This is a genomic window from Cyanobium sp. FACHB-13342, assembly GCF_014697415.1.
GTDB lineage: Bacteria > Cyanobacteriota > Cyanobacteriia > PCC-6307 > Cyanobiaceae > Cyanobium_A.
In genome coordinates this window covers 133,769-147,119 of sequence record NZ_JACJRT010000003.1, presented here as the reverse complement: position 1 = coordinate 147,119, position 13,351 = coordinate 133,769, and the positions used below count along the sequence as shown (strand labels likewise).

At 67.8% G+C, this 13,351-nt stretch carries 12 protein-coding genes and 1 tRNA gene; 3 read left to right on the top strand and 10 right to left on the bottom strand.

The features are described from left to right. Position 1: 1 nt before the first annotated feature. The 3 genes from pth to psbH are packed head-to-tail and all read right to left on the bottom strand — an operon-like array spanning position 2 to position 1,155. The gene (gene pth / locus H6G16_RS02230; RefSeq protein ID WP_190388694.1) at positions 2-637 is read right to left on the bottom strand and encodes an aminoacyl-tRNA hydrolase; all 636 of its coding nucleotides are present in this window, start codon (positions 635-637) and stop codon (positions 2-4) included. A 6-nt stretch (positions 638-643) separates the two neighbouring features. Continuing rightward, positions 644-919, bottom strand: coding sequence for a TatA/E family twin arginine-targeting protein translocase (locus tag H6G16_RS02225; RefSeq protein ID WP_190388693.1), 276 nt, complete (start codon positions 917-919; stop codon positions 644-646). 35 nt (positions 920-954) lie between these two features. After that, entirely contained in the window at positions 955-1,155 is a 201-nt protein-coding gene (gene psbH / locus H6G16_RS02220; protein ID WP_190388692.1) for a photosystem II reaction center protein PsbH, read from the bottom strand. 122 nt (positions 1,156-1,277) lie between these two features. On the opposite strand from psbH, the gene psbN reads away from it, so the two are divergent. After that, a complete protein-coding gene (gene psbN, locus H6G16_RS02215) occupies positions 1,278-1,430 on the top strand; it encodes a photosystem II reaction center protein PsbN (RefSeq protein ID WP_094559147.1) in 153 nt (50 codons plus the stop codon). A gap of 3 nt (positions 1,431-1,433) precedes the next feature. Here the strand turns inward: psbN and H6G16_RS02210 are convergent, their stop codons facing one another. After that, the gene (locus H6G16_RS02210; RefSeq protein WP_347238756.1) at positions 1,434-4,169 is read right to left on the bottom strand and encodes a glycoside hydrolase family 38 C-terminal domain-containing protein; all 2,736 of its coding nucleotides are present in this window, start codon (positions 4,167-4,169) and stop codon (positions 1,434-1,436) included. A 303-nt stretch (positions 4,170-4,472) separates the two neighbouring features. On the opposite strand from H6G16_RS02210, the gene H6G16_RS02205 reads away from it, so the two are divergent. Together H6G16_RS02205 and H6G16_RS02200 are read left to right on the top strand one after the other, a co-directional pair. Then, positions 4,473-4,592, top strand: coding sequence for a photosystem II reaction center protein I (locus H6G16_RS02205; protein WP_006172424.1), 120 nt, complete (start codon positions 4,473-4,475; stop codon positions 4,590-4,592). A gap of 286 nt (positions 4,593-4,878) precedes the next feature. Further along, entirely contained in the window at positions 4,879-7,326 is a 2,448-nt protein-coding gene (locus H6G16_RS02200) for a DUF3769 domain-containing protein (protein ID WP_190388690.1), read from the top strand. On the opposite strand, the gene leuD is transcribed toward H6G16_RS02200, so the two are convergent. The 6 genes from leuD to H6G16_RS02170 all read right to left on the bottom strand — a co-directional run bounded on the left by leuD (position 7,313) and on the right by H6G16_RS02170 (position 13,344). Further along, positions 7,313-7,927 carry a 3-isopropylmalate dehydratase small subunit gene (leuD, locus tag H6G16_RS02195; protein ID WP_190388689.1) on the bottom strand — a complete coding sequence of 205 codons (615 nt, stop codon included), beginning with the start codon at positions 7,925-7,927 and terminating at the stop codon, positions 7,313-7,315. The two genes, H6G16_RS02200 and leuD, sit on opposite strands and share 14 nt — an antisense overlap. 71 nt (positions 7,928-7,998) lie before the next feature. After that, positions 7,999-9,408, bottom strand: coding sequence for a 3-isopropylmalate dehydratase large subunit (leuC, locus tag H6G16_RS02190; protein ID WP_190388688.1), 1,410 nt, complete (start codon positions 9,406-9,408; stop codon positions 7,999-8,001). Positions 9,409-9,437: 29 nt separating this feature from the next. Further along, complete coding sequence (locus H6G16_RS02185; RefSeq protein WP_190388687.1) at positions 9,438-10,688, bottom strand: competence/damage-inducible protein A; 1,251 nt, start codon at positions 10,686-10,688, stop codon at positions 9,438-9,440. Between the two features lie 4 nt (positions 10,689-10,692). Further along, complete coding sequence (locus H6G16_RS02180) at positions 10,693-11,790, bottom strand: undecaprenyl/decaprenyl-phosphate alpha-N-acetylglucosaminyl 1-phosphate transferase (protein ID WP_190388686.1); 1,098 nt, start codon at positions 11,788-11,790, stop codon at positions 10,693-10,695. 64 nt (positions 11,791-11,854) lie between these two features. After that, complete coding sequence (gene glyA, locus H6G16_RS02175) at positions 11,855-13,144, bottom strand: serine hydroxymethyltransferase (RefSeq protein WP_190388685.1); 1,290 nt, start codon at positions 13,142-13,144, stop codon at positions 11,855-11,857. Positions 13,145-13,270: 126 nt separating this feature from the next. Further along, positions 13,271-13,344, bottom strand: a tRNA-Arg gene (locus H6G16_RS02170). Between the last annotated feature and the right edge of the window lie 7 nt (positions 13,345-13,351).

Here is a 13,351-nt window from a genome sequence, read left to right as displayed (position 1 = left end):
CTCAGGCTGCCGCGCCTGCCGGCTGAAAACTGTTGAGACGGTTACCGGCCCGCTCTAGGCCAAGGCGCTGGATCAGGCCAATGCCGGCCTCCACCTCTGTGAGCACCGCTTCCAGCAGGGGCCGCTCGGCGGCACTGAAGCGTCCGAGCACGTGACCCACGGTGCGGGCCCTGCGTTCGGCGGGATCCTCGGCCGGGGCCCCGATGCCAATGCGCAACCGTGCGAAATCCTGGGTCCCCAGATGGCTGATGGTGCTGCGCAACCCGTTGTGGCCCCCGGCACTACCGGAGCCCCGCAGGCGCAACTTCCCGAGGGGGAGATCCATGTCGTCGACCACCACCAACAGCTGGGAGGGCGCCAGATCAAACCAGTCGAGGGCCGCCCGAATCGAGCGCCCGCTCTCGTTCATGAAGGTCTGGGGCATCAACAGGCGCAGGCGGTCACGGCCCTGACCCACCTCGGCCAACAGCCCCTGCAACTTGGCCTGCTGGCGAAACGTGGTGCCCGCGGCAGCGGCCAGGCGCTCGAGCACCATGAAGCCAACGTTGTGTCGGGTGTCGGCGTAATTGCCACCGGGGTTGCCCAGGCCGACCACCAGGTGCAGGTCGGAGGGCGACGCAGGGCTGACTGACGTCACCAAGGTTCAGGCGACAGGCCCGTCGACCGGCTGCTCGGTAGTTGGCTGATCTGCAGCCGGCGGCGACGTGGATTGACCCTCTTCCGTGGTGGAGGCGGGGACATCGAGGGTGGTGATCGCGGAGCGGAACTCCTTTTCAAACTCCGAGGAGGCCGACTGAAAACCCTTGAGCGTCTTGCCCAGGGTCTTCCCCAGCTCAGGCAGACGCTTGGGACCAAACACCAGCAGCCCAATGGCGGCAATCACCGCCAGTTCCGGGAGGCCAATGCCGAACACGTTCATGGGAAGGGGGTTGGGTCGGAACCGAGCTCAAGGGCTCAGCCGAGGCCGTTCCAGTTGACGGTGATGCCCTCGAGCAGGAGGGACTTGTTGTACAGCTGCAGGATCACCAGCAGGAACACCAGGAAGAGCACCATGAAAATGCCCATCACGGGCGTGGTGCCCCAACCGGGAACAACCTTTCCGTACTCAGAGTTGAGCGGGCGCAGGATGTCTCCGAGGCGGGTGCGTTGGGCCATGTCTGCTGGAGCCTCTCGGGCATGGATTCGCTCTCGTTACTGTAAGGGCCTTGCGGGCCGCGCCGCGGCGAGCCGTCGAGAGTTGTGACGCAACCCGTCACCTGCACCCCCTTTCCCCCTTCATGGATCCAACCGCCACCACCAGCTCCCCGGCCCTCTCCGTGGCCCTTGCCGTGCTGGCGGTGCTGCTGGCCCTCACCGGTTTCGGCGTGTATCAAGCCTTTGGCCCCCCGTCCAAGGGTCTCACCGATCCCTTCGACGATCACGACGACTGAGCCCTACGCGCCTGCCGAGCGCATCCGCCAGAAACCCAGGCTCCAGGGGGCCAGCAGCGAGGGATCTCCGCTTGGGATTTGGTCCGGCGCCAGCGGTTGGTCGAGGCCATCCAGGCGCTGCAGCCCCTGCCACGCCGAACCGAGTTCAAGCCTGCGGCGGCAGGGAGAACAGTTCTGCACGCTGATCACGACGGTGCCGTCGTCGCCTGAACGCCGGCAGCCCAGCAGCACCAGCCCTTCGCCCAGGGGGGGCAGGGCCTGACGCCGCCCAGGCCGGCCCTGGGCCACCGCCGGCCGCAGCCAGAGGGGCTCGCGAAACGCCACCGCCTGCTGGGGCACCTGGCCGCGGCACCAGCCCCCAGGGCAGGGCAGCAGGGCCAGTCGCAGGCGCTGGTGGCCGTTGTCGGCTCCCGGATCGGGCCAGGTGGGAGCCCGCAACAGCGACACCCCCAGCTGCTCCGGGCTGGCCGAAACACCCTGGGGACCATCGAGCAGCACCGCCAGGCCGGCACCGCCGGCAGCCACCGAGGCCAGCCAGCTGATCGCCGGCACCTCCCAGCGGGCCTGGTCCCGGGCCGTGACGGCCTCGGCCGGCCGCTCCAGCACCCCGCCGGAGGTATCGGCAGCCCAGCGCTGGGCCGGCTGGGCCAAGGGGATCTCGAGGCGCAGCAGCTCATGGCGCTGGCGCCAGTCCACATGGAGGATCAGCTCCAGCCAGGGGCTATTGGCCAGGAGTCGTCCCTCCAGCCGCACCGCACTGGCGCCGCAGCGGCCCCGCCAGAGAAAACTGGTGCACAGGGGGCCCTGCTCCAGCCAGCTGGGCTCGCCCTGCCACTCCCAGGCGAGCGGATGGTCCCGGTAGTCGGCGGCGATGTCCCAGGCATCCCAGAACTCGCCGCGATCGCCAAAGCGCCGCCAGGCCAGGGGGGCGGCCAACTGGGAGGCGCCCGTGTGGTCCCAGAGCTGCTCCAGACCCCTGGGGCCCAGTTCAAAACTCACCAGGCCATTGCCGCAGCGCCAGCCCTCCACCCACACGGGGGCCTCCACGGGCACGGGGGAGGCTCCGGCCGCCGGTGCGGGGTGCCGCTCCAGGGCTAGGGCCGCCACCCCCTCCAGCGGGGGGAGCTGGAGCCATTGGCCGCCAGCACGGGCCACCTGGGCCGGCAGGCCGACCCCGCCCTCGCTCCAGGCACCTAGGGGCACCCGCAGGGTGCGGGCCCGGGCGGCCAGGGGCTGCAACTGGGCAACCCACCAACCCGAACCACCCCCCAGCCAGGCATGCAGAGCGCGATCCCGCTGCCGGCAAGCGCTGCGGCGGGCCGCGCGCCACTGGGGCTCGGCCTGCTCGAACACCTCGGGAATCGAGGTGCCGGGAAGGATGTCATGGAACTGCTGAAACAACAGCGGACGCCAGTCGACGGGCTGCTCGGCATCAGGGCAGGCCGCGGAGCCCGCCAGCGCCTGAGCCAGATCCGCCTCCCGCAGCAAGCGCTCCAGGGTGCGGTTGTGGCGTTTTTGATCCGGCCGCGAGGTGGCGCAGCCGCGGTGCAGCTCCAGGTAGAGCTCATCGCGCCACACCGGCAACCCGGAGGCCAGGGGCTCCAGCTGGGCCAGGTAGGCGCGGAGGCTGCCGTGGCGCTGGGGCGCGGCCTGGGGCTGTTGCTGCCAGAGCCGCAGCTGCTCCAGCATTTCGGCGGTGGGGCCGCCGCCGTGGTCACCGACCCCCGGCAGCCAGAGGGCCTCATCCACTCCGGTGGCCCCACGCCAGGCCAACCGGTAGCGCTCCATGGCCAGCGGATCCCCATCGGTGCCGATCGGGGCGGTCATCAGGGCGAGCAGCTCGGCACCGCAGCGGCTGCGCCAGCGAAACAGCCGGTGGGGGAATGGATTGGTGGCGTTCCAAAAGAGCTTGTGGGTGCAGAACCAGCGCACACCGGTGCTGTGGGCCACGGCCGGCAGGCCGGCCGCAAACCCGAAGCTGTCTGGAAGCCAGGCCAGCGGGTGCTCCAACCCGGGAAAGGTGGCGGCGCTGAACTGCTGGCCCAACTGGAACTGGCGCAGCAGTGAGGCGCCGCTGATCAGCACGCAATCGCTCTCCACCCAGGGGCCGTTGATCGGCTCAAAGCGGCCGGCGGCAACGGCCTGCTGCAGGCGGGCAAACAGGGCAGGCCTGTTCTGGGCCAGCCAGGCATAGAGGGCCGGGGTGGAGTGGCCGAAGTGGAGCTCCTCAAAACGCTCGATCAAATCGAGGGCGGAGGCGAAGGTGCGCTCGGCGGCCTGCCAGGTATCAGCCACCGGCCAGAGCCAGGCCAGGTCCAAATGGGCATGGCCAAGCACGTGAAACCCTCCCGCCAGGGGCTGGCCAGCCCGCACCGCGGCCAACTCGCCCTTGGTCTCGGCCAGCAGATTCGCCGGATCGGCCGGGTCGAGGGGTTCGAGCTCGAGGCGGCTTTCAATCAGGGCCCCATCGTCGTGCAGGGGACTGCGCAGCCGCAGCTCCAGCCGCAGCTCCTCCCCCTGCCACCAGCGCTGCGGAACGACCCAGCGGCAGGCCGTGTCGAATAGATCGCCGGCATGCACGGCCTGACCGTTCACCCGCAGCTCCACCTGGTCGGCCCACCAGCGCAGCACCAGCCGCGCCTGGGCCACTGGTGCCGGGAGCTGCAACTGCCGCCAGGCCTCTGGGCAGACCAGATCCAGGGTCAGCCGCTGCCACTGCCCCCCCCGGGGCCAGATCACCAGCCCACGCGCCTGCCAGTCAGGACGATGCTGCGCCCCCCAGGGATCCTCCAGGGCTGGCCCCTGACCACCGTCGGTGCGCTCGCCGCGCCAGAGCGGCTGCAGATCCCAGCGCCCCCCCGAGGGACAGGAACGTGACTGAAACGTTTCAATCCGGGGGGCCTGCCCTGCTGCAGAGGCCTCAGGCATCGTTGGATGGCAAGCCAAGTCCCATAGGATGATCCCGCTGTCGCGGGGTCGGCCAGGCCCTTCCAAGCGCCTGTCACTCCCTGTCACCCGCTCGCCGTTCCCCAAGGCCGAACCATGCTCGCCCTCAAGATCTCGGTTTATTCGGTCGTCTTCTTCTTCATCGGGATCTTCGTCTTCGGTTTCCTGGCCAGCGATCCCAGCCGCACCCCGAGCCGCAAGGACCTCGAAGACTGAGGCCTAGGCGGCCCGTCACCCAGTCCGCTCAGGCAGCAGGGGGCGTTCACAGCCCAACTCTCCGGGCAGAGCTCGCGCTTCGCCGCACCCAGTCACCTCGTCGCGCCAGGCCACGGCACGACGTGACTGAGAACCACGCGCCTCAAAACCAACTGACCACTGCTCCGGAATCCATCCGAACCCCTGTGGGATGATCCGGCCGCAGGGCGACTGGTCGGCAATCCGTTGTGAAGGCCCTTGGCACCCCTGCTCCCCCAGTCTGGATCCGAGAAGAATCCAGGGGACGATGAGCGTGGGTTTTTTCCAGCTGCTCCAGGCCATTCCCTGGCCTGAACGCCCTGCCCGCAGCCTGAGGCGGGTGATGCTGCCCACCGCCATCCTGCCGGCAATCCTGTGGCCAGCAGGATTGGTTGCTGCGGCGCCAGCCCTGTCGCCAGTCCCAGCGGCGCCAGCAGCGGCGGCCCCGACTCCCCCTCCGTTGCCCGCTCCCACCTTTGTGGTGGTCCGCGCTGATCAACAGGGCTACGACCAGCAACTGGGCCGCTTCGTCGCCACGGGCAACGTGGAGGCTGAGTTCAACGGCTGGCGACTCCTGGCCGACCGGGTGGAGCTGGCGGAGCGCAGCCGCAGTGTGTTTGCCACCGGCCGGATTCGGCTGACCAAGGGCGATCAATATCTCCAGGCCAGTCGACTGCGCTACAGCGACTGGGAAGCCAGCGGCGAAATGGACGATGTCTATGGCGTCATCGACCAGGACACCCTGGCCCGGGATGCCCAGTCAGGAGCCACACCACCGGCTGCCGTGACACCCCGACCGGCCTTCGCCTGCCCCCAGCTCACGGCGGATCCCAGGGGACGCACCGTGGTGCGGGTGGTGCCCCCGGGGCGAATCAGCCTGCCCACCATGCCCGCCCCGGATGGCTGCCCAGGCCGTGAGCTCTCCAGGCCCGTTCTCCCCCTGGAGCAGATTTTGGAATCGGTGGCGTTCGGTCCCCCGCAGACGGGTGCCGTGTCCCCTCAACCCACCAGCCCATCCGCCGAGCTCAGTCCATTCTCCAAGAACGGTCCATCCTTCAAGAACAGCTCCTCCCCGGAGACCACGGACGCCGCCGCCATCTCGGTGGACCCACGGGTGCGCAACGTGGCCTTTCAGCAGAGCTGGAGCACCAGCTTCAGGCTGAATCTGGTCGCCGTGATCGACACCACGGATTCACTCAACAGCGCGGGCCAGAGCTATCGCCCCCCCACCAACAAGGCTGGAACCATCAGCCGACTGCGCTTTCAGGGATCCCAAATCCGGATCCGGGGCAACCGCTGGACGGCCGAACAGATGGCCTTCACCAACGATCCCTTCACCCCCGCCGCCTCCTGGAGCCTGGCCCGCAAGGTGGTAGCCGTGATGGATGCGAAGGGAGTCACACGGATCAAGAGCCGCAGCAGCCAAATCCTGCTGGACGGAAAGGTTTCCTTGCCGGCCATCACCAACACGACGGTGGGCGCAGAAGAGGCCCGATTTGCCTGGGATACCGACAAGGAGGATCGTGATGGCTTCTACATCGGCTACAACCTGGAGCCGATCAAACTGGGCCGCAGCGGCAGCCTCCAACTGCAACCCCAACTGATGGTGCAACGGGCCATCGAAGGCCGCACCAACAGCTACGTGCAGCCTGGGGAAAGCCTGGCCAGCCCTGACGTGGAGCAGACAGCCAAATTCGGGGACATGTTCGGCCTGCTCGCCGCCCTGAACCTGCCGATGGGCTGGGCCTCCCTGAATGCGGATGCGAGCCTGTCCACCCTCAATCCCGAGAATTTCCGCTCTGGCACCCGCAGCACCACTCGCCTAAGCGCCCCCCTGAGCCTGCCAGGCCACGACAGTGCCAGCGCGGCACTGTTTGGCTCATACCGCGAACGCATCTACAACGGCAGCCTGGGATTGCAGACCGTGGTGTACTCCTACGGAGCCAACCTGGCCGGCACAGCCGTCTTCAACCGACCTAAACAACAGGCTGACCCCACCAGCGCTGCAGCGGCACCACCCCGGCCGAAAGGCCCCTTTTTCGCCCCGGTGACCCTGAGCTGGGCAGCCCAATCTGGCAACTATCAGGCCACGCTGTTTGAAACCAACACCCTCGACACCCTCTGGCGCAGCTACGCCAATCTCGCGGTGAGCAGCACCCTGCAGCTGTGGCAGGGACGGGCCCTAGATGCCAGCGAAGATCCAGCCCGGGGACTTCGCTACTCTCCGACCCCGGTCATTCCTGGATTCGGCCTGAATGTCGGCGCCAGCGGCTTCGTGGCCAGTTACAGCGATGGTGCGAACCAGAACACTCTCACCCTCTGGGGAGGACCCAGCTTCACCATCGGCCAATTTGACAAACCTTTGTTCGATTACACCCGCTTCTCCGCCTCCGTTGCCGGCACATTCCTCGGGGGCGCCAGCCCCTTCGGCTTTGATCGGGCGGTAGACCTGCGCACCCTCAGCTTCCAAGCCGCCCAACAGATCTATGGGCCGCTGGTGCTGGAAGCGGGAGCCACTTTCAATATCGACAACAACTCAGAGTTTTACGGCGATGTGTCCTATTCCTATGTGGAACTGAAGCTCCAACGCCGCTCCTACGAAGTTGGGGTTTATTACAGCCCCTACGACGGCATCGGCGGCATTCGCGTGAAGCTCAACGACTTCAACTTCGCGGGCACTGGCACACCCTTCGTCCCCCGGCCTAGAAACCGTTGAGATAGGGCAGGGCTCGAGCGGTGCGCTCCAACTCAGCACCATGGGCCAACAGCTGGGAGGTCGCATCCCACTGCCCGGTCAGCAACATCTGGCGGGGGCCCGACTGGAGCTCCAGATCCCAGCGGCGCCCGTCGGACAACTCCACAGCGGCAGGATCCAGCGACACTTGGAGCTCCTGGGCTGGCGCAGCGGCCAGGGCCGACTGCAGGCTGAGCACGGTGTCATGGGAGGCCGTGAAACAGGGAATGCCCAGGGCCAGACAATTGCCGTAGAAAATCTCGGCGAAGCTCTCGCCCACCACCGCGCGGATTCCCCACCGCATCAGGGCCTGGGGAGCATGTTCACGACTCGAGCCGCAGCCGAAATTGCGGTTCACCACCAGCAACGATGCCCCCTGGACCTCAGGTCGATCCAAAGGGTGCTCCCCAGGGCGTTCAGCCCGATCGTCGGCGAACACCTGCTCACCAAGGCCATCGAAGGTGACGCACTTGAGGAAGCGGGCAGGAATGATCCGATCAGTGTCGATGTCATCTCCGGCAACAACCACGGCCCGGCCGCGGAGCTCGGTGATCGGACCCATGGGGAAGGAAGGGCTGGTCATCGCTGCTGGCACGACAGGGTTAAGAAGCGTGGGGAGGAAGGAAAGGGGCGTGAGCCCCACAAAGAGGCGACTCAGGTCGGCAACAGCTGACGCACGTCGCTCACCTGTCCGGCAATCGCCGCCGCCGCCACCATGGCCGGGCTCATCAGCAAGGTGCGACCGGTGGCGGAGCCCTGACGCCCCTTGAAGTTGCGATTGCTGGAGCTGGCGCTGATCTGACGCCCCTCGAGCCGGTCGGGATTCATCGCCAGACACATGGAGCAGCCTGGCTCGCGCCACTCGAAACCAGCGGCGGTGAAGACCTGGTCGAGGCCCTCCGCTTCGGCCGCAGCAGCCACCTGCTCACTGCCGGGCACCACGAACGCCTTGATGCCTGGCGCCACGTGCCGGCCCCGCGCCACCGCCGCCGCGGCCTGCAGGTCGGAGAGCCGGCCATTGGTGCAGCTGCCGATGAAGCACACATCTACGGGAGTGCCGGCAATGGGGGCGCCGGGCCGCAGGTCCATGTAGCGGTAGGCCTCCTCCGCCAAGGGGCGCTCATCGGGATCCACCTGTTCGAGGGTGGGCACGGTTTCGTCGACCCCGATGCCCTGACCGGGGGTGATGCCCCAGGTCACCGTGGGGGCGATCGAGGTGGCGTCGAAGCACACCTCGTCATCGAAAACGGCATCCGGGCCGCTGGCCAGGCTGGTCCACCAGGCCACGGCCCGCTCCCAGGCCTCGCCACTGGGCGCAAAAGGACGGCCCTGCAGATAGGCGAAGGTGACCGCGTCAGGATTGACGTAGCCGCAGCGGGCACCCCCCTCGATCGCCATGTTGCAGAGGGTCATGCGCTCCTCCATCGACAGGGCGTCGATGGCCGGACCGGCGAATTCATAGGCGTAGCCCACGCCGCCCTTCACCCCCAGGGTGCGGATCACATGCAGCACCAGATCCTTGGCATAGACGCCCGGCTGCAGCTGCCCCTCCACCCAGAGGCGCCGCACCTTGAGCTTGCCCATCGACAGGCTCTGGCTGGCCAGCACGTCGCGCACCTGGCTCGTGCCGATGCCAAAGGCAATGGCCCCGAAGGCGCCGTGGGTGGAGGTGTGGGAATCGCCGCAGGCCACGGTCATGCCGGGCTGGGTAAGGCCCAGCTCGGGGGCAATCACGTGCACGATGCCCTGGCGGCCGCTGCCGAGGCCGTGCAAGGTGATGCCATGGGCGGCGCAGTTGGCCTCCAGCGTGGCCAGCATCTCCTCGGCCAGCGGATCGGCAAAGGGCCGCGCCTGGGAGGTGGTGGGCACGATGTGATCCACCGTGGCCACGGTGCGCTCGGGATGGCGCACGGAGAGGCCCAGGTCCTTCAAGGCGGCAAAGGCCTGGGGGCTGGTCACCTCATGGATGAGGTGCAGGCCAATGAACAGCTGGGTGGAGCCCCCCGGAAGCTCGGCGACCCGATGCAGATCCCAGACCTTGTCGTAGAGGGTGCCGGCACTCACGGATGACCCGTTCGACTGAGCAAACCAGCCTAAAGCTGCACCATCAGGCGGGAGCGCAGGCGCTGGAGCGCTTCTCCGGCCGTGAGGGTCTGGATCCAAGTGCGACGGCGACTGGAGCCAAAGCGCACCGCCTCACTGCTACTGCCGTCGGGACCAGCCACGGCAATGTGCACCAACCCCACGGGCTTCTCCACCGTGCCGCCTCCCGGTCCGGCGATCCCGGTCACCGCGATCGCCCAGCTGGCGCCGGTGGCCCGGCGGGCACCCTCGGCCATGGCCAGCGCCACCGGATCGCTCACCGCGCCATGGCTGGCCAACAGCGCCGCGGGCACGCCCAGCAACTCCTGCTTGACGGCGTTGGCGTAGGCGATCACCCCGCCCCGAAACACATCTGACGCCCCCGGCACAGCCGCCAGGGCGGCCCCCAGTCCGCCGCCCGTACAGCTCTCGGCCACGGCCAGGGTCTCCCCCCGCTGGCGCAGCTGCTCCAACACCACCGAAGCCAGGGTGTCGTCATCGACCCCAAAGCAGGCCGTGCCAGTGCGGGAGCGGATCTCGGCCTCCAGCGGGGCCAGCAGGGCCTGGGCCTCCCGGTCGCTGCCGGCGCGGGCCGTGAGGCGCAGTTTCACCTCACCGGCTCCGGCATAGGGCGCCAGGGTGGGGTTCTCGTTCTCCAGCAGATCGGCCATCTGCTCGGCCAGGGCCGACTCCGAGACCCCCCAGAAGCGCAGCATGCGACTGGCAAACACCCCCTCGGCCAGACCGGCAGCACGGAGCCAGGGCGCGGCGGTGGCGCGCCACATCGCCTCCATCTCACTGGGCACCCCCGGGAAGGTGAGCACGGTGAACCCCGCTATGGGGGTCCAGATCATGCCTGGCGCCGTGCCGGTGGGATTGGGCAACACCTGGGCTCCAGCGGGAAGGAAGGCCTGCTGGCGATTGCTGGGGGAGCACACCCGGCCCCGGGCAAGGAGGCGGGCCTGGATCTCCGCCCAGATCTCGGGGTGCTCCACCAGGGGCGTGTCAAAGGCGGCCGCCAGGGCCTCGGTGGTGAGGTCGTCCGGGGTGGGCCCTAGCCCGCCGGTCGTGATCAGCACCCGACAGCGGCCAGCCGCCTCGCGCACCGCGGCCATCAGGCGCTCCCGGTTGTCGCCCAACACGGTCTGGCGGTGATGGGGGAGGCCAAGGGTGGCCAATTGCTCAGCCAGCCAGCGGGCATTGCCGTTGGTGATGTTGCCGAGCAGCAGCTCGGTACCAATGCAGAGGATCTCGGCGCTCACGGCCTCAGGGCTCCGGGCTGGAGGGAACCCGCTGCAGGGCACGGCGGGTGCTCACCAGCACCCAGATCAACACGGCGGTGGCGAGGGCGAGCCAGAGGAAGCGCATCTCGGCATTCACCAGCACCAACGCCAGCGAGCCCAGCCACTGGGTGAAGGCGTAGATCAGCAACACCGTGCGCCGGTGGCTCAGTCCACTGCGCAGCAGGCGATGGTGCAGGTGACGGCGATCGGGGTAGAAGGGGGAGTGGCCCTCGCTGAGGCGCCCCATGATCACCGCCGACATGTCGGCCAGCGGCAGGGACAGGATCAGCAGGGGCAGCAGCAGGCTGACGCTGGTGAGCCCCTTGGCCGGTCCGACGATGCTGATCGCCGCCAGGGCAAAGCCGAGGAAATAGGAGCCCCCGTCCCCCATGAAAATGCGGGCTGGATTGAAGTTGTGGCGCAAAAAGCCCAGGCAGCTGCCGGCGAGGGCGGCAGCCAGCAGGCCCGCCGCAGGCTGGTGCAGGCTGAAACTCACCGAAAGCAGGCCCACCGCAGCAATCCCACTCACCCCGGCTGCCAAGCCGTCGAGGCCATCGAGCCAGTTGATGGCGTTGGTGATCCCCACCAACCAGATCAAGGTGGCAACAAGGCTCAACCAATCGGGCAACTGCAGCATCAGATCAGCCCCCCCCAACCAGCCCATGGGCAGCTCGATGCTGCCGATGCGTACCCCCTCGTTCCACACCACCACAGAAATCGCCAGCTGGCCAGCGAGGCGGGGCAAGGGGGGTAAGGCAAACAGGTCGTCCGCCAGACCGATCAGGAAAAAGCAGAGCGCCCCCGCCAGGCTGGTCCAGATCAGCTGGTCCTTTTCGAGCGGAAGATTGGCAAACCCCCCGAGTGCCCAGGCCAGGCAGAGGGCCAAGCTGAAGGCGATGACAATGCCCACCCCGCCCAGGCGCACCATGGGGGTGGTGTGCTGTTTGCGGGAATCGGGTGGGTCCACCAACCCCCAGCGCAGTCCGAGGCGACGCACCAGCGGCACCACCAGGGCCGTCAACACGGCGGCCACGGCGAAGGTGAGCAGGGCGGCCGCGTTAGGGCTGTAGGCGAGGGTCACAGGACCAGACCGAAGGAAGCCGAAGGGCGGCCTTTGGGCCCCACCTTACGGACGTATGCCGGGATCAGGCGTGCTGCAGCTCACGCTCGGCCGCATAGAGGGGAAAGCGCCCACACAGGGCCGCCACCCGCTCACGGCAACGCTGTTCGATGCCGGCATCTTCGGGGTTGAGCAGGCGATCGGCGATCACATCGGCCACCTCGCGGAAGGCGGCCTCGTCGAAGCCGCGGGTGGTGCACGCAGCCGTGCCCAGGCGCAGGCCGCTGGTCACGAAGGGCGACTGGGGATCGAAGGGCACCGTGTTCTTGTTGGCGGTGATATGGACATCGCTCACCAGCAGGTCGGCCACCTTGCCGGTCATGCCGATGCTGCGCAGATCCAGCAACACCAGATGGTTGTCGGTGCCGCCGCTCACCACGGCAATGCCCCGCTCCTGGATGCGGGCGGCCAGGGCCTGGGCATTGGCCACCACCTGCTGGCTGTAGGCACGGAAGGAGGGCTGCAGGGCTTCGCCGAACGCCACAGCCTTCGCAGCAATCACATGCTCGAGCGGGCCGCCCTGGCTGCCGGGGAAGACGGCCTTGTCGAATTGCTTACCGAACTCGGCGTCGCGGCAGAGGATCAGGCCACCGCGGGGGCCGCGCAGGGTCTTGTGGGTGGTGGTGGTCACCACATCACACACGGGCACTGGATTGGGGTGCACACCGGCAGCCACCAGGCCCGCAATGTGGGCCATGTCGGCGAGCAAGTAGGCACCCACCTCATCGGCGATGGCGCGGAAGGCCTGGAAATCAATGGTGCGGGGGTAGGCGGAGTAGCCGCACACGATCAGCTTGGGCTTGTGCTCGAGGGCCAGCTGGCGGATCGCGTCGAAGTTGAGCTGCTGGCTGTCGGGGTCGACGCCGTAATGCACGGCCTTGAACCATTTGCCGCTCACATTCACCGGCGAGCCGTGGGTGAGGTGGCCGCCGTGGCTGAGGTCCATGCCCAGGATCGTGTCGCCGGGCTGCAGCAGGGCCAGGAACACGGCGAAGTTGGCCTGGGCGCCGCTGTGGGGCTGCACGTTGGCCCAGGCCGCACCGAAGAGCTGCTTGGCCCGCTCGATCGCCAGCTCCTCGATCGCATCCACGTGCTCGCAGCCGCCGTAGTAGCGCTTGGCGGGCAAACCCTCGGCGTACTTGTTGGTGAGCACCGAGCCCTGGGCCTCCATCACGGCGCGGGAGGCGAAGTTTTCCGAAGCGATCAGCTCCAGGTGGGTTTCCTGTCGGCGTGCCTCCTGATCGATCAGGCCAGCAATGGCAGGATCCCCGGCAGCAAGGGACTGGTTGAGGGCAACACCGCCGGAGTGGGCCATGGAGAATCAACGCTTCGTTGCCCGATCGTAAGGAAGGGCCACCGCAGCGGGGAGCTCGGTGGCGAACTGGCCACCGCTGGGACAGCGCACACAAAAAAACCGCCCGAAGGCGGTTTAAGAAGGAAGCGCGCCTGGAGAGATTCGAACTCCCGACCCTCTGATCCGTAGTCAGATGCTCTAATCCGCTGAGCTACAAGCGCATGGGTC

Excerpts from the sequence above, each read along its gene's own strand:
- glyA (WP_190388685.1), bottom strand. The coding sequence starts at position 13,144 with ATGGCCCACTCCGGCGGTGTTGCCCTCAACCAGTCCCTTGCTGCCGGG.
- H6G16_RS02225 (WP_190388693.1), bottom strand. The coding sequence starts at position 919 with ATGAACGTGTTCGGCATTGGCCTCCCGGAACTGGCGGTGATTGCCGCC.
- psbH (WP_190388692.1), bottom strand. The coding sequence starts at position 1,155 with ATGGCCCAACGCACCCGCCTCGGAGACATCCTGCGCCCGCTCAACTCT.
- H6G16_RS02200 (WP_190388690.1), top strand. The coding sequence starts at position 4,879 with ATGAGCGTGGGTTTTTTCCAGCTGCTCCAGGCCATTCCCTGGCCTGAA.
- leuD (WP_190388689.1), bottom strand. The coding sequence starts at position 7,927 with ATGACCAGCCCTTCCTTCCCCATGGGTCCGATCACCGAGCTCCGCGGC.
- H6G16_RS02205 (WP_006172424.1), top strand. The coding sequence starts at position 4,473 with ATGCTCGCCCTCAAGATCTCGGTTTATTCGGTCGTCTTCTTCTTCATC.
- psbN (WP_094559147.1), top strand. The coding sequence starts at position 1,278 with ATGGATCCAACCGCCACCACCAGCTCCCCGGCCCTCTCCGTGGCCCTT.